The sequence below is a fragment of the Nocardioides alkalitolerans genome, assembly GCA_038184435.1.
Taxonomy (GTDB): Bacteria; Actinomycetota; Actinomycetes; order Propionibacteriales; family Nocardioidaceae; genus Nocardioides; species Nocardioides alkalitolerans_A.
The window spans coordinates 676216-696758 of sequence record CP116227.1 but is presented as its reverse complement, the minus strand read 5'-3'; the positions used below and the strand labels follow the sequence as shown (position 1 = coordinate 696758).

18 protein-coding genes are annotated in these 20543 nt (G+C 74.9%); 7 read left to right on the top strand and 11 right to left on the bottom strand.

Annotated elements, in window-relative coordinates; all coding sequences use genetic code 11:
• Positions 1 to 31 precede the first annotated feature (31 nt).
• Positions 32 to 898 (bottom strand): DegV family protein, encoded by an 867-nt coding sequence (locus tag PIR53_03440; GenBank protein WZH53053.1) that lies wholly within the window; start codon positions 896 to 898, stop codon positions 32 to 34.
• A 1-nt stretch (position 899) separates the two neighbouring features.
• Positions 900 to 3398, bottom strand: coding sequence for a leucine--tRNA ligase (leuS, locus tag PIR53_03435; GenBank protein WZH53052.1), 2499 nt, complete (start codon positions 3396 to 3398; stop codon positions 900 to 902).
• Positions 3399 to 3740: 342 nt separating this feature from the next.
• Between leuS and PIR53_03430 the strand changes: the two genes are divergently transcribed.
• From PIR53_03430 to PIR53_03420, 3 genes are all read left to right on the top strand, one after another.
• On the top strand, positions 3741 to 5090 hold the full coding sequence (locus tag PIR53_03430) for an MFS transporter (GenBank protein WZH53051.1): 1350 nt from the start codon (positions 3741 to 3743) through the stop codon (positions 5088 to 5090).
• Positions 5091 to 5223: 133 nt separating this feature from the next.
• Positions 5224 to 5937, top strand: a complete 714-nt coding sequence (locus PIR53_03425; protein WZH53050.1) for a response regulator transcription factor — start codon at positions 5224 to 5226, stop codon at positions 5935 to 5937.
• On the top strand, positions 5934 to 7328 hold the full coding sequence (locus PIR53_03420; GenBank protein WZH53049.1) for a HAMP domain-containing sensor histidine kinase: 1395 nt from the start codon (positions 5934 to 5936) through the stop codon (positions 7326 to 7328). Before PIR53_03425 ends, PIR53_03420 begins: the two co-directional genes overlap by 4 nt.
• Here the strand turns inward: PIR53_03420 and PIR53_03415 are convergent.
• The 3 genes from PIR53_03415 to PIR53_03405 are packed head-to-tail and all read right to left on the bottom strand — an operon-like array spanning position 7258 to position 10309.
• Positions 7258 to 8295 (bottom strand): TAXI family TRAP transporter solute-binding subunit, encoded by a 1038-nt coding sequence (locus tag PIR53_03415; protein WZH53048.1) that lies wholly within the window; start codon positions 8293 to 8295, stop codon positions 7258 to 7260. The two genes, PIR53_03420 and PIR53_03415, sit on opposite strands and share 71 nt — an antisense overlap.
• A gap of 5 nt (positions 8296 to 8300) precedes the next feature.
• Positions 8301 to 9317, bottom strand: a complete 1017-nt coding sequence (locus PIR53_03410; GenBank protein ID WZH53047.1) for an aldo/keto reductase family protein — start codon at positions 9315 to 9317, stop codon at positions 8301 to 8303.
• Positions 9318 to 9322: 5 nt separating this feature from the next.
• On the bottom strand, positions 9323 to 10309 hold the full coding sequence (locus tag PIR53_03405) for an AraC family transcriptional regulator ligand-binding domain-containing protein (GenBank protein WZH53046.1): 987 nt from the start codon (positions 10307 to 10309) through the stop codon (positions 9323 to 9325).
• Between the two features lie 70 nt (positions 10310 to 10379).
• Between PIR53_03405 and PIR53_03400 the strand changes: the two genes are divergently transcribed.
• The 3 genes from PIR53_03400 to PIR53_03390 are packed head-to-tail and all read left to right on the top strand — an operon-like array spanning position 10380 to position 14280.
• Entirely contained in the window at positions 10380 to 11912 is a 1533-nt protein-coding gene (locus PIR53_03400) for an NAD(P)/FAD-dependent oxidoreductase (protein ID WZH53045.1), read from the top strand.
• Positions 11909 to 13642, top strand: coding sequence for a GMC family oxidoreductase (locus PIR53_03395; protein WZH53044.1), 1734 nt, complete (start codon positions 11909 to 11911; stop codon positions 13640 to 13642). Before PIR53_03400 ends, PIR53_03395 begins: the two co-directional genes overlap by 4 nt.
• Positions 13639 to 14280 carry an acetoacetate decarboxylase family protein gene (locus tag PIR53_03390; GenBank protein WZH53043.1) on the top strand — a complete coding sequence of 214 codons (642 nt, stop codon included), beginning with the start codon at positions 13639 to 13641 and terminating at the stop codon, positions 14278 to 14280. Before PIR53_03395 ends, PIR53_03390 begins: the two co-directional genes overlap by 4 nt.
• A gap of 21 nt (positions 14281 to 14301) precedes the next feature.
• Here PIR53_03390 and PIR53_03385 read toward each other — a convergent pair whose 3' ends face one another.
• From PIR53_03385 to PIR53_03375, 3 genes are read right to left on the bottom strand one after another with little or no spacing between them, the layout of a single operon-like run.
• The gene (locus PIR53_03385; protein WZH53042.1) at positions 14302 to 14865 is read right to left on the bottom strand and encodes a TIGR03086 family metal-binding protein; all 564 of its coding nucleotides are present in this window, start codon (positions 14863 to 14865) and stop codon (positions 14302 to 14304) included.
• Positions 14862 to 15362, bottom strand: coding sequence for an SRPBCC family protein (locus tag PIR53_03380; GenBank protein ID WZH53041.1), 501 nt, complete (start codon positions 15360 to 15362; stop codon positions 14862 to 14864). The genes PIR53_03385 and PIR53_03380 overlap by 4 nt, the downstream gene beginning before the upstream one ends.
• Positions 15359 to 15697, bottom strand: a complete 339-nt coding sequence (locus tag PIR53_03375) for a metalloregulator ArsR/SmtB family transcription factor (protein ID WZH53040.1) — start codon at positions 15695 to 15697, stop codon at positions 15359 to 15361. Before PIR53_03375 ends, PIR53_03380 begins: the two co-directional genes overlap by 4 nt.
• Positions 15698 to 15797: 100 nt before the next feature.
• On the opposite strand from PIR53_03375, the gene fdhD reads away from it, so the two are divergent.
• The gene (gene fdhD / locus PIR53_03370; protein ID WZH53039.1) at positions 15798 to 16643 is read left to right on the top strand and encodes a formate dehydrogenase accessory sulfurtransferase FdhD; all 846 of its coding nucleotides are present in this window, start codon (positions 15798 to 15800) and stop codon (positions 16641 to 16643) included.
• Positions 16644 to 16656: 13 nt separating this feature from the next.
• On the opposite strand, the gene PIR53_03365 is transcribed toward fdhD, so the two are convergent.
• The 3 genes from PIR53_03365 to kdpC are packed head-to-tail and all read right to left on the bottom strand — an operon-like array spanning position 16657 to position 20517.
• Entirely contained in the window at positions 16657 to 17364 is a 708-nt protein-coding gene (locus PIR53_03365) for a response regulator (protein WZH53038.1), read from the bottom strand.
• The gene (locus PIR53_03360) at positions 17361 to 19880 is read right to left on the bottom strand and encodes a DUF4118 domain-containing protein (GenBank protein WZH53037.1); all 2520 of its coding nucleotides are present in this window, start codon (positions 19878 to 19880) and stop codon (positions 17361 to 17363) included. Before PIR53_03360 ends, PIR53_03365 begins: the two co-directional genes overlap by 4 nt.
• Positions 19881 to 19890: 10 nt before the next feature.
• Positions 19891 to 20517: a potassium-transporting ATPase subunit KdpC gene (kdpC, locus tag PIR53_03355; protein WZH53036.1), complete on the bottom strand. Its 627-nt coding sequence runs from the start codon at positions 20515 to 20517 to the stop codon at positions 19891 to 19893.
• Positions 20518 to 20543: the final 26 nt, after the last annotated feature.

The following is a 20543-nucleotide window of genomic DNA, read 5'->3' as shown; positions in this document are numbered from 1 at the left end:
CCAGCGGGCCGAACCGCGCACCCGACCCGCGTCAGACCGGTAGCGGGGCCACGCAGACGGCGACGGTGCCGGGTCCGGCGTGCACACCGAGCACCGCGCTGAGCTCGCTGCACCGCACCTCGCGGCCACCGAGCTGGTCGGCGAGACGCTTGGTCAGGGCCTCGGTGAGGGTGCCGGCGGCGTCGGGGTTCGCCAGGTGCGCCACCCCGATCTCGACCTGCTGGTCCCCCGACGCCTCGACGGCCAGCGCCTCGAGCCGGGCCAGCGCCTTCGACGCCGTGCGCACCTTCTCCTTGCCGGCGACCGTGCCGTTCTGGATCGTGAGGATCGGCTTGACGGCGAGCACTCCGCCGACGAGCGCGGCGGCGGCGCCGACGCGGCCCCCGCGGCGCAGGTACTCGAGCGAGTCGACGTAGAACAGCGACTCCGCGGCGGCGGCCCGGTCGCGGGCGGCCTTCGCGGCGGCGTCGAGCGTCGCGCCCTCGCGCAGGCGGGCCACGGCGGACTCGACGGCGTACCCGGTCGCCGGGCCCACCTGCCGGGTGTCGACCGTGCGGATCGGGACGTCGACGGTGCGGGCGGCGAGCAGCGCGGACTCGTACGTGCCGCTCACCGCGCCGGAGAGGTGGACCGACAGGATCTCGTCGTGCCCCTCGGCGACGAGCCGGGCGTACAGCTCCTCCAGCACCGCCGGCCCCGGGCGGGACGTGCTCACCGCGGTGCGGCCGCGCAGCGCCTCCGTGATGCGCGCGGCGCTGCCGGCGTCGGTGTCCTCGTCGTAGACCTCGTCGCCGATGACGACCTGCAGCGGCACGACGACGACGCCGAGCCGCTCCACGGTCGCAGCGTCGAGCTGCGCCGTGGAGTCGGTGACGACCGCCGTGCGCCGGGCCGCCACGTCAGCCGACCACCACGTTGACCAGCTTCGGCGCGCGCACGATCACCTTGCGCACCGTCTTCTCGCCGATGGCCGCCACGACGGCGGCGTCGGCCAGCGCCGCCGCCTCGAGGTCCGCCTCGGACACGTCCGGGGCCACCTCCAGGCGCGCCTTGACCTTGCCCTGCACCTGGACGACCGCGGTCACCGAGTCCTCGACCAGCAGCGCGGGGTCCACGGTCGGCCAGCCGGCGCGGGCCACGGTCGGCTCGTGGCCGAGCCGCTCCCACATCTCCTCGGCCGTGTACGGCGCGACGAGGCTCAGCAGGATCGCGACGGTCTCGACGGCCTCGCGCACCGCCGGGTCGGCCGGGCCGGCGCCGGAGTCGATGGCCTTGCGGGTGGCGTTGACCAGCTCCATCGTGCGGGCCACGACGACGTTGAACCGCATGCCGTCGAGCAGCGTGGCGGCCTCGTCCAACGTGCGGTGGGTGACCCGACGCAGCGCGACGTCGCCCGTCGCCGGGTCGACGCCCGGCGCCGAGGTCACGTCGCCCGACAGGCGCCAGGCGCGCGCCAGGAACCGCAGCGAGCCGGACGGCGACACGTCGGCCCAGTCGATGTTGTCCTCCGGCGGACCGGCGAAGACCAGGGTCAGGCGCACGGCGTCGACGCCGAACTCCTCCAGCTGCTCCCCCAGGTTCACGCCGTTGCCCAGGGACTTGCTCATCTTCTTGCCCTGGTTGATGACGACGCCCTGGTTGAGCAGGGCCGTGAACGGCTCGGTGAAGTCGAGCAGCCCCATGTCGTGGAGCACCTTGGTGAAGAACCGGCTGTAGAGCAGGTGCAGCACCGCGTGCTCGACGCCGCCGACGTACTGGTCGACGGGACCCCACCGCTTCAGGTCCGCGGGGTCGAACGGCGCCGTCTCCAGGTGGGCGGACGGGTAGCGCAGGAAGTACCACGACGAGTCGACGAACGTGTCCATCGTGTCGGTGTCGCGCTCGCCGGGGCCGCCGCACGCGGGGCACGGCACCTCGACCCAGTCGCGGGCCGCGCCCAGCGGCGAGGAGCCCTTGGGCTTCAGGTCGGCGCCCTTGAGGTCGGGCAGCGTCACCGGCAGCTGGTCCTCCGGCACCGGCACCTCGCCGCAGTCGGGGCAGTGCACGATGGGGATCGGCGCGCCCCAGAAGCGCTGACGGCTCAGCAGCCAGTCGCGCAGGCGGAAGTTGACCGCCCGACGACCGCGGCCGTCCTGCTCCAGGTGGGCGACGACCGCGGCGATGCCCGCCGCCTTGTCCTCCAGCCCGTCGAGGTCGCCCGAGTTCACGTAGGTGCCGTCGCCCGTGGTCGCGACGAACGTCTCCTCGGGGTTCTCCTCGCCGGTGTCGACCACGCGGCGCACGGGCAGGCCCATCGCCTTCGCGAAGTCGAGGTCGCGCTGGTCGTGCGCCGGCACGGCCATGACCGCGCCGGTGCCGTAGTCGGCCAGCACGTAGTCGGACGCCCACACGGGGATCTGCTCGCCGTTGACCGGGTTGGTCGCCGTCACGCCCAGCGGCACGCCGGTCTTCGGACGGTCCGTCGCGAGCCGGTCGATGTCGGAGGCCTTGCGGGTCTCCTCCAGGTAGGCCGCCAGGGCGTCCGCCTGCTCCGGCGCGACGATCTCCGCGGCCAGCGCGGCGTCGGCCGCGACGACCATGAAGGTCGCCCCGTGCAGCGTGTCCGGGCGGGTCGTGTAGACGGTCACCCGCCGGGTCGCGCCGTCCGCCAGGTGCAGGTCGAAGTCGACGTGGGCGCCCTCGGAGCGACCGATCCAGTTGCGCTGCAGCGTCAGCACCCGGTCGGGCCAGCGACCCTCCAGCTGCTGCATGTCGTCGAGCAGGCGCTGCGCGTAGTCGGTGACCTTGAAGTACCACTGGTTCAGCTCGCGCTTGGTGACGATCGCGCCGCAGCGCTCGCAGGCGCCGTCGACGACCTGCTCGTTGGCCAGCACGGTCTGGTCGTTGGGGCACCAGTTGACGGCCGAGTTCTTGCGGTAGGCCAGCCCGCGCTCCCGGAACTTCAGGAAGAGCCACTGCGTCCAGCGGTAGTACTCCGGGTCCGAGGTGTGCAGCCGGCGCGACCAGTCGAAGCTCAGCCCGTACTTGCGGAACGAGCCGGCCTGCGTCTCGATGTTGGCGTAGGTGTAGGTCGCCGGGTGCTCGTCGCGCTTGATCGCGGCGTTCTCCGCGGGCAGGCCGAAGGAGTCCCAGCCGATGGGGTTGAGCACCTCGTAGCCGCGCTGCCACCAGTAGCGCGCCAGCACGTCGTGCAGCGCGGTGACCTCGGCGTGACCCATGTGGAGGTCGCCCGAGGGGTAGGGGAACATCGTCAGCGCGTAGCGCTTCTCCCGCTCACCGGAGTCGACGAGTGCGTCGTCGGCGCGGAAGGGGTCGAGCGACTCCCACACGGGCAGCCACTTCGCCTGCAGCGCCTCCGGGTCGTAGGTCTCCCGCTCGTCCGCGTGCGTCTCGCTCATCTCTCGCTCTCCCTGGTTCCCTGCTCGTCCGACTCCCGACATGAAAAAACCCCCCGCTCAGGGAGGGTTGCCGCGCGACCGGGGCGGTCAGCGCGGCGGGAGAAGGAGCAGGGGGTACGTCGCCACGAGGGGGATGCTACCGCCTCGGGCGCGCCGGGGACGATCGGGACGGCGCCGGGACCCCACGCGGGCGACGGGCTCGAGCGTCCCGTGCAAAGAGTTTGTAAAGACCGCCCTCCGGCGTGCCGGGCATGACCGGCGTCACACCTACGGTCCACCACTGTGCGGCGGACCCACCGGCCGTCCCCGCACGCTCGTCGACCGGCCGGAGAGGTGAGCGTCATGACCACATCCACCGTCAGTCCGTCCCCCGGGAAGCCGCAGGGCCCGCCGAGCGTGCAGCGGGCCGTGCTCAACACCGTGAAGGGCTCGCTGGGCAACCTGGTCGAGTGGTACGACGTCTACGTCTACACGGTGTTCGCGAGCTACCTCTCCTCGAGCTTCTTCGCCGAGGGCGAGCCCAACGCCGGCATCTACACGATGGCGATCTTCGCGGTCACCTTCCTCATGCGCCCGATCGGCTCCTGGTTCTTCGGCCGGTACGCCGACCGCCACGGCCGCCGCCCGGCCCTCGTCTTCTCCATCACGCTCATGGCGGGCGCCTCGCTCGTCATCGCCCTCACCCCGACGGCCGACACGATCGGCTCGGCGGCGATCGTGGTCCTCATCCTGTGCCGCCTCCTGCAGGGCTTCGCCACGGGCGGCGAGTACGGCACCTCCGCGACGTACATGTCCGAGGCGGCCGCGCCCGGCCTCCGCGGGTTCTTCTCGTCGTTCCAGTACGTCACGCTCGTCGGCGGCCACGTGCTCGCGCAGGTCACCCTCCTCGTGCAGCAGGTGTTCCTCACCGACGCCCAGATCTCCGCCTTCGGCTGGCGCATCGCCTTCGGCATCGGCGCGGTCGGTGCCGTCGTCGTGCTGTTCCTGCGCCGCACCATGGACGAGTCGCTCCACGACAACGGCACCGAGCGCCGCTCGGGCTCGATGGCGGAGCTCCTCACGGCCTACCCGCGCCAGCTGCTCGTCTGCTTCCTCGTCACGCTCGGCGGCACCGTCGCCTTCTACACCTACAGCGTCAACGGCCCGCTCATCGTCAAGAGCACCTACGCCGACGACCCGATGACCGCGACCTGGATCAACCTCGCCGCCCTCGTGCTGCTCATGGTCATCCAGCCCCTCGGCGGCCTGCTCAGCGACCGGATCGGCCGCAAGCCGCTGCTCGTGGGCTTCGGTGTCGCGGGCGTGCTCTGGACGTGGACGTTCCTGCACCTGCTGCCGCAGGTCACGACGCCGATGGCCTCGTTCCTGCTGCTGGCGGGCACCTACGTCATCCTCACGGGCTACACGTCCATCAACGCCGTCGTGAAGGCCGAGCTCTTCCCCGCGCACGTGCGCGCCCTGGGCGTCGGCGTCGGGTACGCCGTGGCGAACTCCCTCTTCGGCGGCACGGCGCCCCTCATCTACGAGGCCGCCAAGGCGCGCGACGTGCTCGACGCCTTCGGCATCTACGTGACCGTCGCGATCGGTGTCTCGCTCGTCGTCTACGTGTTCGTGCTGAAGAACCGGGCGCCGACGTTCCTCGACCGGGAGCAGGCCGTCCGCTCCGACGTCCCGGAGCCCGCGGGCCGCTGACGCCCCTCCCCCACGGCCCTTCCCACGGCGGGGTGCCCCGGCACCCCGCCGTGTGCGACGCTGGGCCGCCGTCCCGGGGTCCGCAGCGGCGCGGTCCGGACGGGGTGGGTCGGAGGGGTCGGAGGAGGTCCGGGTGCGCGCACTGCTCGTCGAGGACGACACCGGCCTGGCCGAGGCCCTCGTGCAGGGCCTGCGGGGCCACGGCTGGAGCGTGCGGCACACCACCACCGGGCGCGAGGCCGTCGCGATCCTCGCGGAGCCCGACGTGGACGTCGACCTGGTGCTCCTCGACATGGGCCTGCCCGACCACGACGGGCTCTGGGTCTGCCAGCAGGTGCGGGAACGCTCGGCCGTGCCGATCGTCGCCGTCACGGCCCGCCGGAGCGAGAGCGCCGTCGTCGGTGCGCTGCGCGCGGGCGTCGACGACTACGTCACCAAGCCCTACAGCCTGGCCGTCCTCCTCGCGCGGATGGACGCCGTGCTCCGCCGCAGCCACGGACGGTCCACCGAGCCCCCGGTCACCGACCTCGGCTTCCACCACGACCGCACCGCCCGCGAGGTGCACCTGCCGGACGGCACGGTCGTCCCCCTCACCGCGAAGGAGTCCGAGCTGCTCACCGCACTGGCCCGCACCCCCGGTGAGCCCGTGAGCCGCGCGGCCCTCATGGAGGAGGTCTGGGACACGACCTGGGTCGGCGCCTCCCGCACCCTCGACGTGCACGTGGCGGCGCTCCGCGCCAAGCTCGCCGCCGGCGCGCGGATCGAGACCGTCCGCGGCGTGGGCTACCGCCTCCACCGCCCCGCTCCCGGCCCCGCTCCCGGCCCCGCCCCCGAGGCAGGTCCGTGAGGCGTCGCCTGCTCGCCCTCAGCCTCAGCGTGACCGTCGCGGTGCTCGCGGCGCTGGTGGTGCCGCTCGTCGCGGCGTACGCCGAGGGGCGGGCCGTGCGCCTCCACGAGGAGCGGCTGGCGGCCGCCACCCGGTTCGCGACGCTCGCCGGGGCGCCCGGTCTCGACAGCGACCCCGCGCTGCTGGCCGCGGACCTCGCGCGGTACGACGACGTCACGGCGACCACCCGCACCTTCCTGCTCGACACCGACGGGACGGTGGTGGCGCCGCCCGGCGCCGACCTCCCCACCGACGTGCCGGGGGTCGAGCGCGCCGTGCGGCGTGCGCTGGGCGGTGCGCCCACGTCGCCGCCCGACGCCCTGTGGCCCTGGAACGACGACCCGATGGTGGTGGCCACCCCGATCGGCCGCGACGCCCAGGTGCTGGGCGCGGTGCTCCTCGTCGAGGACACGGAGGCGCAGCGCGACGCCGTCGCACGCCGGATGGCGGTGGCCGCGGGCGCGGGGGCGGTCTTCGTCGCGCTCGTCGCCTGGCTCGTCGGGGTGCCGCTCGTCGGGTGGGTGGTCCGGCCGGTCGAGGACCTCGAGGAGCGCGCCCGCGACCTGGCGCGCGGCCGCGCCGCGCCCGCCGGTCGGATCGAGGGACCGCCCGAGCTGCGTCGCCTCGTGCAGTCGTTCAACGAGATGGCCGCGAGCGTCGAGCACTCCCAGCGCCAGCAGCGCGAGCTGGTCGCCGACGTGTCCCACCAGCTGGCGAACCCCCTGACGGCCCTGCGGCTGCGCCTCGAGGCCATCAGCGCCCGCGACCCCGAGGTCGAGCCGGTGCTCGCCGAGACCGACCGCCTCGCCCGGGCGCTCGAGTCGGTGATCGAGGTGAGCCGCGCGGGCGGGTTCGACCGGGTCGCCGTGCAGGTCGACGTCGCCGCCCAGGTGCGGGAGCGGATCGAGCTGTGGGCACCGCTGTTCGAGGGCCGTCTCCGCGCCGACCTCCTCGGGGGGCCGCTGCCCGCCGTGCTCGAGGAGGACCTCGTCGCGACGGTGCTCGACGTCCTGCTCGACAACGCGCTCAAGTACGCCCCCGAGGCGACCGTCGAGGTCGCCCTCGCCCCTCGCGACGGCCGCATCGAGCTGACGGTGCGCGACCACGGCACCGGCGTCGACGCGGACGAGGCCGCCACGCTCGGTGCGCGGTTCCGGCGGCTCGAGCGGCACGCCGACGTCGAGGGCACGGGGCTCGGTCTGGCGATCGTGCTCCTGCGCGCTCAGGACGCCGGTGGCCAGGCCCGGGTGGAGGCCGCCGACCCGGGCCTGCGCGTCCGGGTCACGTTGCCGACCGGTCCCGCTCCCGGAACCAGCGCAGCGAGCCCGGGTGGAGCGGGACCGGCTGCGTGAAGATGCCGGCCGCCGCCGTCGGCTGCCGCACGTCCGGTACGGCGCGGGCCAGCGCCTCCTGCCGGTCGAACACGACCGAGGTGAAGCCGTGGGCGAGGTCCTCCGCCAGGGACGGCAGGGCCACGAGGTAGGTCTTGACGCTGACCGTCGCGACCGGTGCGGGCAGGCCGTAGGGACCGGCGGGGAGCGGACCCACGACGTACTGGGGGCCCCAGAGGTCCACCAGGTCGGGCACGGCGGCACCGACGTCGAGCGCGCGCAGCGGCACGCGGCGCCCCAGCTCGACGAGGGCCGGGATGGGGAATCCGCTCACGAAGGCGAGGGCGTCGACCTCGCCGTTCGCGAGGCCCTCGACGCCGTCCCGCAGCGACAGGTCGACGAGGTCCACGGCGGCGACGTCGACGCCGCTGGCCTCGAGGCTGCGGGTGGCGACGACCCGCGTGCCCGAGTCGGCCTCCCCCGCGGTGACGCGCCGCCCGGCCAGGGCGGCGAGGCTCCCGATGTCGGAGTCGGCGCGCACGAGCACCTGGAGGAAGCTGTCGTAGAGCCGGGTGAGGGCCGTCAGGTCGACCGCCGCGATGCCCGGCGCGGCGCCCGCGATGGCCTGCTGGGCGCTGTCGCCGAGGCTGAAGGCGACCTCGGCGCGCCCGTCCACGACGGCGAGCAGGTTGCCGAACGAACCACCCGTCGACACGATCGCCGAGGTCACCGCCGGCATCACCCGACCCACCTCCGCCGCGAGCGCCCGGCCGTAGCGGTCGAAGACGGCCCCGGGGTTGCCCGTGGCGATCCGGAGCCGGCCGCGCACGTCGGCGAGGTCGTCGCCCGCGCGTGCCCGCGCCACGCCCACGCCCGCCGCGCCGACCGCCGCCGCGCCCGCACCGGCGAGGAGCAGCCCGCGGCGGGACGGGCGGTGCCCGGGGGCGGGGGCCGTCGGTGCCGTGGGAGCGGGCGGGCGCGGCGGCACGGGCCTCAGACCACCCGCTGCTTCGGGGTGGACTCGGCGACCAGCGCCGGGTCGCTCGTCACGACACCCTCGAGCGCAGCGTCGATGCGGGCCAGCGCGTCCTCGGGCAGGCGCACGCCGGCGGCCTTGACGCTGTCGTCGAGCTGCTCCGGGCGCGAGGCCCCGACGATCGCGGACGAGACGTTGTCGTTCTGGAGCACCCAGGCGATGGCGAGGGCCGGCATCGAGAGACCGAGGTCCTCGGCGATCGGCTTGAGGTCCTGCACGGCGGCGAGCGTGTCGTCGGCCATGAAGCGCTGGATCATCTTGGCGCCCCCGGCCTGGTCGGTGGCCCGGGAGCCCTCGGGCAGGGGCTGGCCGGGCACGTACTTGCCGCTCAGCACGCCCTGCGCCATCGGCGACCAGACGATCTGGCCGATGCCCAGCTCGGCCGACGTCGGCACGACCTCGCCCTCGATGATGCGCCAGAGCATCGAGTACTGCGGCTGGCTGGAGACGAGCGGGATGCGCAGCTCGGTGGCGAGCTCGTGCGCGGCGCGGATCTGGCCGGCGGTCCACTCGGAGACCCCGATGTAGTGCGCCTTGCCGCTGTGGACGACGTCCGCGAAGGCGGACATGGTCTCCTCCAGCGGCGTGAAGGAGTCGTAGCGGTGGGCCTGGTAGAGGTCGACGTAGTCGGTGCCGAGGCGGCGCAGCGAGCCGTCGATGCTCTCGCGGATGTGCTTGCGCGAGAGGCCGGTGTCGTTCTTGCCCTTGGGGTCGGGACCGACGGGCCAGTAGACCTTGGTGAAGATCTCGAGGGACTCGCGGCGCTGGCCCGCGAGGGCCTTGCCGAGCACCTCCTCGGCCTTGCCGTTCGCGTAGACGTCCGCGGTGTCGAACGTGGTGATGCCGAGGTCGAGGGCACGGTGGACGCACGCGGTCGCGACGTCGTTCTCGACCTGCGAGCCGTGGGTGAGCCAGTTGCCGTAGGTGATCTCCGAGATCTGGAGACCCGAGCTGCCGAGGTGACGGAATTCCATGTCGTTCAGTCTGCCTCGGCCGCCTGACGGGGCGTCCGGCCGGTCCAGCGGCGGTGGGCGTGGATGAAGCTCGACGCCTCGGCGTACCCCAGCCGCAGCGCGACCTCGTCGAGGCTCAGGTCCGTCGCGAGGAGGCCTACCGCCAGCCCGCTGCGCACCTCGTCGAGGAGCTCGGAGTACGACGTCCCCTCGGCCGCCAGCCGCCGCCGCAGCGTGCGCTCGCTCAGGCCGAGGCGCCGGGCCACGACGCCGGCGGCAGCCCCGCCGGCCACCTCCTGGGCGGCCAGCACCCGCACCTGCTGGGCCAGCCCGCGGCGCGAGCGGCGCCGCTCGACCAGCTCCGCGCAGAGCTGCTCGCACGCGGCAGCCGTCTGCGGGTTGCCCTGCGGCAGCGGCCGGGCCAGGTGGGACGCCGGGAAGGAGACGACCGCGCGACGCGGCCCCTCGACGGGCTCGAGCCGCAGCTCGAGGGGCAGGTCGGGCAGCAGCTCGCGGAGCGCCGTACCGATCGCCCGGGCGTCCCGGGCCACCAGCAGCGGGCGCACGTCGGGCGGCAGGGTGGCGCCGTCGACGTGGACCCGCACCGTCCCGGTCGCGGTGTCGCCCTCGAGCTCGGCCCGCGGCATGGCGAAGGTGAAGCTGAGGTCGATGTAGCGCGTGGCCAGCTCGACGGCGTGGAGCAGGGTCGGGCTGGCCAGCATCGCGAACCCGAACACCCCGAACGAGCCGAGGTGGTAGGACGAGCCGATCGCCGCGCCGAGCCGGGCGGGCGGGTCGTCGGGGCGGCGGCGGAGCAGCGCGCGCACGACGGTCAGCTCCTGGTCGGCCGTGACCTCCCCCTCCGCGCCGTCGAGGTCGCCCGGCTCGAGCCCGGTGCCGACGAGCAGCGGGGCAGGTTCGATGCCGTTCGCCCGGGCCCACGCCAGGAGCACCCCGATGCCCGTGGTCGAGCGGGGGAAGTGCCAGTCGTGCGCGACCGTCGGGGAGAACATGGCCGGAATTCTGGATCACCTGGCCGCGAATGTCTCGCAGGTCACAGCGGCGCGTCCCTACGGTCGTGCCATGACCGCTCCCTCCCCCGCCCGTCCCGGCGCACCCGGCGCGGCCGGCACGCCCGGCACGTCCGCGCCGCTCCGCGCGGTGGTGATCGGCGCCGGCTTCGCAGGTCTGGCCGCCGCCCTCCGGCTCCGCGACGCCGGCCTCGACGTGGTGGTGCTCGAGCGGGCCGACGACGTCGGCGGGGTCTGGCGCGACAACACCTACCCGGGCGCAGCGTGCGACGTGCCCTCCGCGCTCTACTCGTTCTCGTTCGACTCCAACCCGGGCTGGCGGCGGTTCTACTCCGAGCAGCCGGACATCCTGGCCTACCTCCGCGACGTCGCCGACCGGCGCGGGATCCGCGAACTCCTGCGGACGCGGACGACGGCGGTGGCCGCGACGTACGACGACGGCACCGGCCGCTGGACGGTCGCGCTCGACACGGGCGAGCACCTCGAGGCCGACCTCGTCGTGCCGGCCGTCGGGCAGCTGAGCGAGCCGGTCGTGCCGGACCTCCCCGGCCTCGCCGACTTCGCCGGCCCCGCCTTCCACTCGGCCACGTGGCGGCACGACGTCGACCTCACCGGCAAGCACGTCGTCGTCGTGGGCACCGGCGCGAGCGCCATCCAGTTCGTCCCCCGCGTGGCCGACGTCGCGGCGCGGGTGACGGTGCTGCAGCGCTCCGCGCCGTACGTCGTGCCGAAGCCCGACGGGGTATACCCCGCCCCCGTCCGGGCGCTGCTCGTGCGGTCCGCGCTGGCGCGGAAGGTGGAGCGGCGTGCGGTCTGGCACCTCAGCGAGTGGCTCAACGGGGCGCTCACGGGTGAGATCCCCGGGTCGCGGCTGCCCGCCGCACTGCGGCGCCTCTGGGGCTGGCAGCTGCGGCGCTCGGTCAGCGACCCCGACCTCCGGGCGCGGCTGGAGCCGACCGACCCGCTGGGCTGCAAGCGGCTGCTGTTCTCCAACGACTGGTACGCCGCGCTCGACCGGCCCCACGTCGACGTCGTGACCGCGGGCGTGACGCGCGTCGTCCCCGACGGGGTCGTCGACGACGACGGCACCCACCACCCGGCGGACGTCGTCATCTGGGGCACGGGCTTCGCGGCGACGGACTTCCTCCGCGGCCTCGAGGTCACCGGCCGCGACGGCCGCCGGCTGGCCGACCACTGGGAGGACGGCGCCACGGCCCACCTCGGCGTGACCGTGCCCGGGTTCCCGGGGCTCGCGATCATGTACGGGCCCAACACCAACCTCGGCGGCTCCAGCATCCTCGGGATGCTCGAGCCCCAGGCCGACTACGTCGCCCAGCTCGCCGCGGGGATCGCCGAGGCGCGGGACCGGGGCGCCCTCGGTCTCGACGTGCGGCCCGAGGCCGCGGCGACGTACGACGCCGAGGTGCAGCAGCGGCTGGCCGGCAGCGTCTGGGCGGGCTGCGCGAGCTGGTACCGCGCGGACGGCGACGGCCGCATCACGACCAACTGGCCGGGCACGGTCGCCGAGTACCAGCGACGGCTCGCGGTGCTCGCGCCGGCCGACTTCGAGGAGGTGAAGGCATGAGCGAGAGCCACTACGACGTGCTCGTGATCGGCTCGGGCTTCGGGGGCAGCGTGACCGCGCTGCGCCTGACGGAGAAGGGCTACCGCGTCGGCGTGCTCGAGGCCGGACGCCGGTTCGCCGACGACGAGCTGGCCGCCACCTCGTGGCGCGTGCGGGACTACGTGTTCGCGCCCCGGCTCGGGATGTCGGGCATCCAGCGGATGGACCTGCTCGGTGACGTGCTCGTGCTCTCCGGCGCGGGCGTCGGCGGCGGCTCCCTCGTCTACGCCAACACGCTCTACGAGCCGCCCGCCGCGTTCTACGAGGACCCCTCCTGGGCCGGCATCACCGACTGGCGCGACGAGCTGCGCGCGTCCTACGACCAGGCCAAGCGGATGCTCGGCGTGACGACGTACCCGCGGCGCACGCCGTCGGACGAGGTGATGCGCGAGGCCGCCGCGGCGCTCGGGGTCGAGGACTCGTTCGTGCCGACGCCCGTCGGCGTCCTGCGGGGCGAGGACCACGGCGTGGGGCCGGGCGAGGACGTCCCCGACCCGTTCTTCGGCGGGGTCGGGCCGACGCGGACCACCTGCACCGACTGCGGCTCGTGCATGACCGGGTGCCGGGTCGGCGCGAAGAACACGCTCGTCAAGAACTACCTCCACCTGGCCGAGCAGGCGGGTGCTGAGGTGCACGCACTGACGACGGTGACGGACGTGCGGCCGCTGCCGACGGGCGGGTACGTCGTCGCCACCCGGCCCTCCGGCGGCGTGCGCGCAGGCCGCGTGTTCACCGCCGACCAGGTCGTCTTCTCGGCCGCCGCGCTCGGCACGCAGAAGCTGCTGCACCGGCTCCGGGCGTCAGGGGCGCTCCCCCACGTCTCCGCCCGGCTCGGGGAGCTGTCGCGCACCAACTCCGAGGCCATCCTCGGGGTGCGCGCGAAGCGCTCCGGCCGCGAGGGCACCACGGACTTCAGCGAGGGCGTGGCCATCACGTCGTCCATCCACCTCGACGAGTCGACCCACGTCGAGCCGGTGCGCTACGGGCCGGGGTCGAACGCGATGGCGCTGCTCATGGCCACGCTCGCGGACCCCGAGGAGGGCGTGCTGCGCTGGCGGGTCGGGCTGCGCCAGATGTGGCGCAACCGCCGCTCGCTGCTCGCCTTCCACGACCCGCGGCACTGGTCGGAACGCACCATCGTGCTGCTCGTCATGCAGTCGCTCGACAACTCGCTGACCACCGGTCTCCGTCGCCGGCGGCTCGGTCGCGGGCCGGGGAAGCGCCTGACCGCACGGCCCGGCACGGGCGAGCCGAACCCGATCTGGATCCCCGAGGGCCACGCCCTGGCGCGCCGGATCGCCGAGCAGATCGACGGCGAGCCGGCCGGCGCCTGGAACGACCTCGTCGACGTGCCGACCACCGGCCACTTCATCGGCGGCTGCCGGATGGGCGCCAGCGCGGAGGAGGGGGTCATCGACCCCTACCACCGCGTCCACGGCCACCCCGGGCTCCACGTCATCGACGGCGCCGCGGTCTGCGCCAACCTCGGCGTCAACCCGTCGTTGTCCATCACGGCCCTGGCCGAGCGGGCGGTCTCCCTGTGGCCGAACCGCGGCGAGGCCGACCCCCGGCCGGCGCTGGGCGCGCCGTACCGGCGGGTCGACCCCGTCGCACCCCGCCACCCGGTCGTGCCCGCCGGCGCACCCGCCGCGCTGCGGCTGGGCCCGACGCGCACGGTGGAGTCGGTGTGAGCGCTCCCTACCCGCCGCAACCCTGGGACCTGACCGGTCGCGGCTGGATCACGGCGTGGTCGCTGCGGGGGCCGCTGCCCGGGATGCCGGACGGCGTGCGGCCGGTGGGGCGGCTCGCGCTGACGATGTTCGTGGACTACCGGCCGCCGGGGCAGATGGCGTACGCCGAGCTCCTCGCCGGCGTCGTCGTGCGGCAGGGGCGACGCGTCGGCCTCGCGATCACCGACATCTGGGTCGACTCCCCGGCCTCCCGGGACGGCGGCCGGGAGCTGTGGGGCGTGCCGAAGGAGCTCGCCGCCTTCCGGATCGACGACGACGCCGCGACCGGGCTCCACGCCGACCGCGACGGCGTGGCCCTCGCGGAGGCGCGGTTCCGGCCGGGCCGGGTGCCCGGCGTCCCGCTGCCCCTGCGCGCCCCCGCCGCCATCGCGCAGTCGATGCCGCTCGCGGCGGACGGCACGGCGGCGCTGCCGGGTGCCCGCACCGTGTGGACGCCGGTGGCGGCCTCGGCCCGGTCCGTGCGACCGGCACGGGCGAGCTGGTCGGCGCCCGCCGACGGCCCGCTCGGCTGGCTGGCGGGCGCCCGGGCGCGCGGCAGCGTCGTCGTCGACGGGTTCGCGATGCGGTTCGGTCGCTGACGGTCGCGGCCGTCGGTCGGGCTAGGGGCGCCAGTCGGGGTCGCGGCCGAGGAACGCCATGAGCCGGTCGGAGGCCGGGGCGTCGGCGGCCACCGGCTGACGGGGGCCGAACTGGCCACTGGCGCGCAGCATCTCCTCCATCGGCTCCATCCCGGCCAGGACCTCGGCGCAGCGGGTCTCGTCGAGGCCGTGCTGCTGCCCGAAGGCACGGGCGAGGTCCCAGGAGTGGAGGAACACGTCGTTCGTGTAGAAGCGGTCGACCGCCTCCGGCACCGGGACGTCGCCGATGTGGGGGTTCGGCAGCACCAGGTCGGCGGAGGCCGGATCGTCGAGCAAGGCCTGCACGGCGGTCGTGTGGTGGGTCCAGGCCGCCACCGGGTCGTCCGCCGCGGACGGCCCCGCGGGCAGGGTGACCGTGGGCGCGAGGAGGGCCGGTAGCCAGGTCACGAGGTGGTCGACGACGTCGCGCGCCGTCCACTCGGGGACGGGCGACGACGCGTCCCAGTCGCGCACCCCCGCCACGAGCCGGCCGAAGTGGTCGGCGGCGGCGCGGTGGGCCGCTGCAGGACCGGCGGGGCCGGTCACGCGACGCCGCCCGCGAGGAGCGCGTCGAGCGCGCGGTAGCCCTGGACCACGCCGCGCTCCATGCCGCTGGCGAGCATCGCGTCGCGCGCCTCCACGGAGGTGTGGACGGCGAGCACCTCCAGCCGGGTGCGTCCGCCGGGGAGCGGGACGAGGGTCAGCACGTCGAGGCTCACCGCGTCGACGGCGCCCTCGAAGGCGAAGGTCTGCACGATCCGCTCCGCGGGACGCACCTCGTGGAAGGAGCCGAAGAAACCGAGCTCCTCGTCGCCGCGGCGACCGACGTAGCTCCAGTGACCGCCCGTGCGCGCGTCCCACGACCGCACCTCGGTGGCGACGTCGTCGGGACCGATCCACCGCACGAAGAGCGCGGGGTCGACGTGGGCGGCGAAGACGCGATCCGGGGCCGCGTCGAGCTCGCGGGTGATCGTGAGGCCGGGCTGGCCGGGGGGTGCGACGATCGCGACCTCGGGGTGCGACGTGGTGGTGGGCTGGGTCATGACGGGTCCTCCTCGGGTGCGGTGCGGGCGAGCAGCAGGTCGAGCGAGCGGAAGCGGCGCTCGACGAGCCGGCGGTGCCGGTCGAGCCAGGTGGTCATGGCGCCCAGCGCGGCTGGCTCGACGCTGCACCGGCGCTGGCGGCCGACGGGGGTGCGTCGCACGAGGCCCGCCTCCTCCAGCACCGCGAGGTGCTTGGAGACGGCCTGGATCGACATCGCGTACGGCGCGGCCACCTCGGTGACGGTGGCGTCGCCGTCGCAGAGGCGGGCCACGATGTCGCGGCGGGTCGGGTCGCTGAGCGCGGCGAAGGCCTGGTCGAGCTGTGCGTCGTCCACTTCATTCAACCTCCTGGTTGAACAATGCGGCGTCCGCCCCCGTGCGTCAAGAGCCGGTTCCGAGGAGCCGCACCCGAAGGGCGGGCGTAGGGTCGACGTCATGGCGGGGAAGCGGGTCAAGCGGGTGCGCGCGCGGCGGGTCACCCCCGGTGAGGCCGGTGATCCGGGGGCGAGCAGGACCCGCGAGGAGCACCTCGCCGTCGAGGAACCGCTGGAGATGCGCGTCGGCGGCAGCTCCTACGCCGTCACCATGCGCACCCCCGGCGACGACTTCGACCTGGTCGCGGGCTTCCTCGTCGGCGACGGCGTCGTGCGCGCGGGCACCGACCTGACGGCGCTGCGCTACTGCGCGGGCCTCGGTCCCGACGGCCTGCAGACCTACAACGTGGTCGACGCCGCGGTCTCCCCCGCCGCCCTCGAGGCGTCCCGGCACCGCGAGCGGCACGTCGACGGCACGAGCGCCTGCGGCATCTGCGGGGTCGCGTCGATCGACGCCGTCGAGACCACGTCGTCGCACGACCTGACCAGCGACGACACGCGGATCCCGACGGCCCTGCTGGCGAGCCTGCCGGAGAAGCTGCGCGCCGAGCAGCGCGACTTCGACCGCACCGGCGGCGTGCACGCGGCCGGCCTCTTCCGCGCCGACGGCACCACGCTGGTGGTCCGCGAGGACGTCGGGCGCCACAACGCCGTCGACAAGGTGGTGGGCTGGAGCCTCCGCAACGGGCTCCTGCCCCTGCGGGGCACCGTGCTCCAGGTCAGCGGCCGCGCGTCCTTCGAGCTCGCGCAGAAGGCGGTCATGGCCGGCATCCCGGTGCTCGCCGCCGTCAGCGCCCCGTCCTCGCTCGCGGTCGACCTCGCCCGCCGCAGCGGGCTCACCCTCGTGGGCTTCTCCCGCGGGGACCGCCTCACCGTGTACGCCGGCGAGGAGCGCCTGGCGCCGTGAGGGCGCGCCGGGGTCAGGGCTCGAGCGTGTAGCCCAGCCCCGCCGACGTGACGAGGTGCCGCGGGTGCGCGGGGTCGGCCTCGAGCTTGCCGCGCAGCTGCGCCGCGTAGACCCGCAGGTAGTGCGTCTCGTGCTCGTACCCCGGGCCCCACACCTCCCGCAGCACCTGCTCACGGGTCACCAGCCGACCGACGTTGCGGGCGAGCACCTCGAGGAACCCCCACTCCGTCGGCGTCAGCCGCACGTCGACGCCGCCACGCGCGACCTTCTTGCGGGCGAGGTCGATGGCGAGGTCACCGACCTCGACGACCGGGTCGGGGGCCGCGGCGGGGCCGGCCCCGCGCCGTACGGCGGCACGCAGGCGCGCCAGCAGCTCGTTCATCGCGAACGGCTTCGTCACGTAGTCGTCGGCCCCCAGGTCGAGGGCCTCCACCTTGTCCTCGCCGTGCTGCCGCGCCGACAGCACGACGATGGGCACGGAGGTCCACCCGCGCAGTCCGGCGATGACCTCGGTGCCGTCGAGGTCCGGCAGCCCGAGGTCGAGCAGCACGACGTCGGGGTGGGTGGAGGCGGCGGCCTCCAGGGCCCCACGGCCGTCGGCGGCCGTCACGACCTCCCAGCCGTGGGCGCGGAGGTTGATCGCCAGCGCGCGGGCCAGGGCCGGCTCGTCGTCGACCACGAGCACCTTCGGACCCGTCCGGTCGCTCAGCCGGTCGCTCATCCGGTCCTCCCCTCCCCCGCGCGCGGCAACGACAGCACGAGCGTGAGCCCGCCGCCGGGCGTGTCCTCCGCCTCCAGGGTGCCGCCGACCGCCTCGGTCAGCCCTCGCGCCACGGCCAGGCCGAGGCCGAGCCCGCCACCACCGGTGTCGGAGAGCCGCTGGAACGGCTCGAACATGCGGAGCCGCTGCGCGGGCGGTACGCCGGGGCCGCGGTCCACGACGAGCACGTCGACCCGCTCGGGACCGGCGTGGGCGAGCACGCGGACCGGCGTCCCCCGCGAGACCCGGACCGCGTTGCCGACGAGGTTGGCCACGACGCGCTCGACCAGCCCCGGATCGGTGCGGACGAGCGGCGTGGACTCCTCCATCTCGAGCGACACGACCCCGGGCGCGTGGCCCGCGACGGCGAGCGGCAGCACCTCGAGCAGGCTGAGGTCGCGCAGCGTGGGGTGCAGCACCCCGGTCTGGAGGCGGGACAGGTCCAGCAGGTTGTCGATGAGGCGCTCGAGCTGGTCGGTGGCGTCGTCGACCGACTCCACGAGGGCGGCCCGGTCCTCCGCCGTGAGCGTGCCCGCCGAGCCGGTCGCCTCGGCGACGAGGCCGTCCACGCTCGCCCGCATCGTCGCGAGCGGGGTGCGGAGGTCGTGCGACACCGCCCGCAGGATGGCGGTCGTCGTGGACTCCGCGCTCTCGAGCGCGGCGGCGCGCTCCTCGCGGGCGCGGAGGCGGCGGTACTCGAGCACGAGACCGGCCTGCACGGCGAACGCCTCCAGCACGCGGCGGTCCTGCACCCGCAGCGGCTCGCCGCACAGCACCAGGACGTGGTCGTCGTCGACCTGGGCCCGCGTCGCGCCCCCGGACGGCTCGACGGCGGCGTCGCCCGTCGCGGCGACCGTCCGCCACGTGGCGCCGTCGCGGGCCAGGAGGGCGACTCCCTCCTGCCCGAACACCTCCCGCACGCGGAGCACGACGGCCTCCGCGGTGTCCTGACCGGTCAGGACGGAGCGGGAGAGGGCCGCCGTCGTCGCGGCCTCGGTGCGGGCCCGCAACGACTCCGCGGCCCGTCGCGACGCCCGGTCCACCACGGAGGCGACCGCAGCGGCCACGGCCAGGAACACCGCGAGGGTCAGGGCGTTGCGCGGCTCGGCGACGGTCAGGTTGCCGACCGGCTGCGTGAACCACAGGTTGAGCGCCACGAAGCCGAGGAGCGCCGCGAGCAGGGACGGCAGGAGGCCGCCGACGAGGGCGACCAGCACCGTGGTCGCCAGCAGGAGCAGGCTCGCCAGCGGCAGGTCGTCGGTGACGGTGACCTCGTGCAGCACCGCCCCGAAGCCGAGGGGCAGCACCAGGGCCAGCACCCACCCCAGCACCTGACGCGCCGCGCTCAGCGGGCTGGGCGCCGACCGCGCGCGGGCGAGACGCGCCACGTTGTCGTGGGTGACGAGGTGGACGTCGATCGCCCCCGCCAGCGACGCGATCCGGTCCCCCGTCGTGCCGGCCACGAGCCGCCGGAGCCGGCCGTGCCGGGACACCCCGACGACGACCATCGTCGCGTTCACCCCGACGGCGAAGTCGACGACGGCGCTCGGCACGTCGTCGGCGGCGACCGTGTGGAAGGTCCCGCCGAGGGAGGCGACCAGCTGCTCCGAGCGCTCGACGCTGCCCGCGGGCGCGCCCCGCAGCCCGTCCGTCGCGATGACGTGGAGGGCGAGCAGCTCCGCGCCCGCGGCCCGCTGCGCCAGCCGGGCACCGCGCCGCAGCAGGGTCTCGCTCTCGGGACCACCCGTCACCGCGACCACGATCCGCTCCTTCGCGGGCCAGGGTGTCGAGATGCGGTGCTCCCGCCGGTAGTCGCCCAGCGCCGCGTCGACCCGGTCCGCGAGCCAGAGCAGGGCCAGCTCGCGGAGGGCGGTGAGGTTGCCGACGCGGAAGTACGACGTCAAGGACGCGTCGACGTTCTCCGGCCGGTAGACGTTGCCGTGCGCCATCCGCCGCCGCAGGGCGTCGGGGGCCATGTCGACGAGCTGGATCTGCTCGGCGGACCGCACGACCTCGTCGGGCACGGTCTCCCGCTGCCGCACCCCGGTGATCCGCTCCACCTCGTCGTTGAGCGACTCCAGGTGCTGGATGTTGACCGTCGTCACCACGTCGATCCCGGCGGCCCGGATCGCCTCCACGTCGGCCGCCCGCTTCTCGTGGCGCGAGCCCGGCGCGTTCGTGTGCGCCAGCTCGTCGACGAGCACGACGGCGGGCCGTCGCGCGATCACCGCGTCGGTGTCCATCTCGGTGAGGGTGGCTCCGCGGTAGGAGACCGTACGACGCGGGAGCACCTCGAGGCCATCGAGCTGCGCGACGGTGAAGGGCCGGCCATGGGTCTCGACGTACCCGACGACCACGTCCGTACCCCGCGCGCGCCGACGGTGCGCCTCGCCCAGCATCGCGTAGGTCTTGCCGACGCCGGGGGCGGCGCCGAGGTAGACGGTGAGGCGTCCGCGCGCGGGGGGCTCGGCCGTCATGGACGCCAACCTAGTCGCCCGCACCGGCGTCACGGGCGGCGCGCACCGCGATGTTGAGCTCGAGCACGTCCACCCGCGGCTCGCCGAGGACCCCCAGCGTCCGACCCGCGGTGTGCTCGGCCACGAGGTCGCGCACGGCGGCCTCGTCCAGCCCGTTGGCCGCGGCGACGCGGGGCACCTGCAGCGCGGCGTACGCCGGCGAGATCTGCGGGTCGAGCCCCGATCCGGAGGCGGTGAGCGCGTCGGGCGGCACGTCGGCGGGGTCCACGCCCTCCCGGGCGGCGACCTCGGCCCGTCGCTCCTCGACGAGCGCGAGGAGCTCGGGGCTCTCCGGTCCCAGGTTCGAGCCGCCGCTGGCGAGCCCGTCCCAGCCGTCGCCGGCCGCCGAGGGCCGCGGCTGGAAGAGGGTGTCGTCGTCGGTCGCCTGGCCGAGGAGCGCGGAGCCGATGGCAGCGTCGGCGTCCGTCGTGCGCTCCCCCGCCTCGGTGAGGAGGGAGCCGTTCGCCTGCCACGGCACGGCGACCTGCGCGATGCCGGTGACGACGAGGGGGTAGGCGACGCCGAGCAGCACGGTCGCGGCGACGAGCACCCGCAGCCCGGCCAGGCTCTGGCGGAGCAGGGCGAGGAGGTCTCTCACTTCGGTGTCCTTCGGGTGGATGGCCG

What these genes read in the sequence shown, in the direction of transcription:
- leuS (WZH53052.1), bottom strand. Translation starts at nt 3,398, where the DNA reads ATGAGCGAGACGCACGCGGACGAGCGGGAGACCTACGACCCGGAGGCG.
- PIR53_03430 (WZH53051.1), top strand. Translation starts at nt 3,741, where the DNA reads ATGACCACATCCACCGTCAGTCCGTCCCCCGGGAAGCCGCAGGGCCCG.
- PIR53_03410 (WZH53047.1), bottom strand. Translation starts at nt 9,317, where the DNA reads ATGGAATTCCGTCACCTCGGCAGCTCGGGTCTCCAGATCTCGGAGATC.
- PIR53_03405 (WZH53046.1), bottom strand. Translation starts at nt 10,309, where the DNA reads ATGTTCTCCCCGACGGTCGCGCACGACTGGCACTTCCCCCGCTCGACC.
- PIR53_03400 (WZH53045.1), top strand. Translation starts at nt 10,380, where the DNA reads ATGACCGCTCCCTCCCCCGCCCGTCCCGGCGCACCCGGCGCGGCCGGC.
- PIR53_03395 (WZH53044.1), top strand. Translation starts at nt 11,909, where the DNA reads ATGAGCGAGAGCCACTACGACGTGCTCGTGATCGGCTCGGGCTTCGGG.
- PIR53_03380 (WZH53041.1), bottom strand. Translation starts at nt 15,362, where the DNA reads ATGACCCAGCCCACCACCACGTCGCACCCCGAGGTCGCGATCGTCGCA.
- fdhD (WZH53039.1), top strand. Translation starts at nt 15,798, where the DNA reads ATGGCGGGGAAGCGGGTCAAGCGGGTGCGCGCGCGGCGGGTCACCCCC.
- PIR53_03365 (WZH53038.1), bottom strand. Translation starts at nt 17,364, where the DNA reads ATGAGCGACCGGCTGAGCGACCGGACGGGTCCGAAGGTGCTCGTGGTC.
- PIR53_03360 (WZH53037.1), bottom strand. Translation starts at nt 19,880, where the DNA reads ATGACGGCCGAGCCCCCCGCGCGCGGACGCCTCACCGTCTACCTCGGC.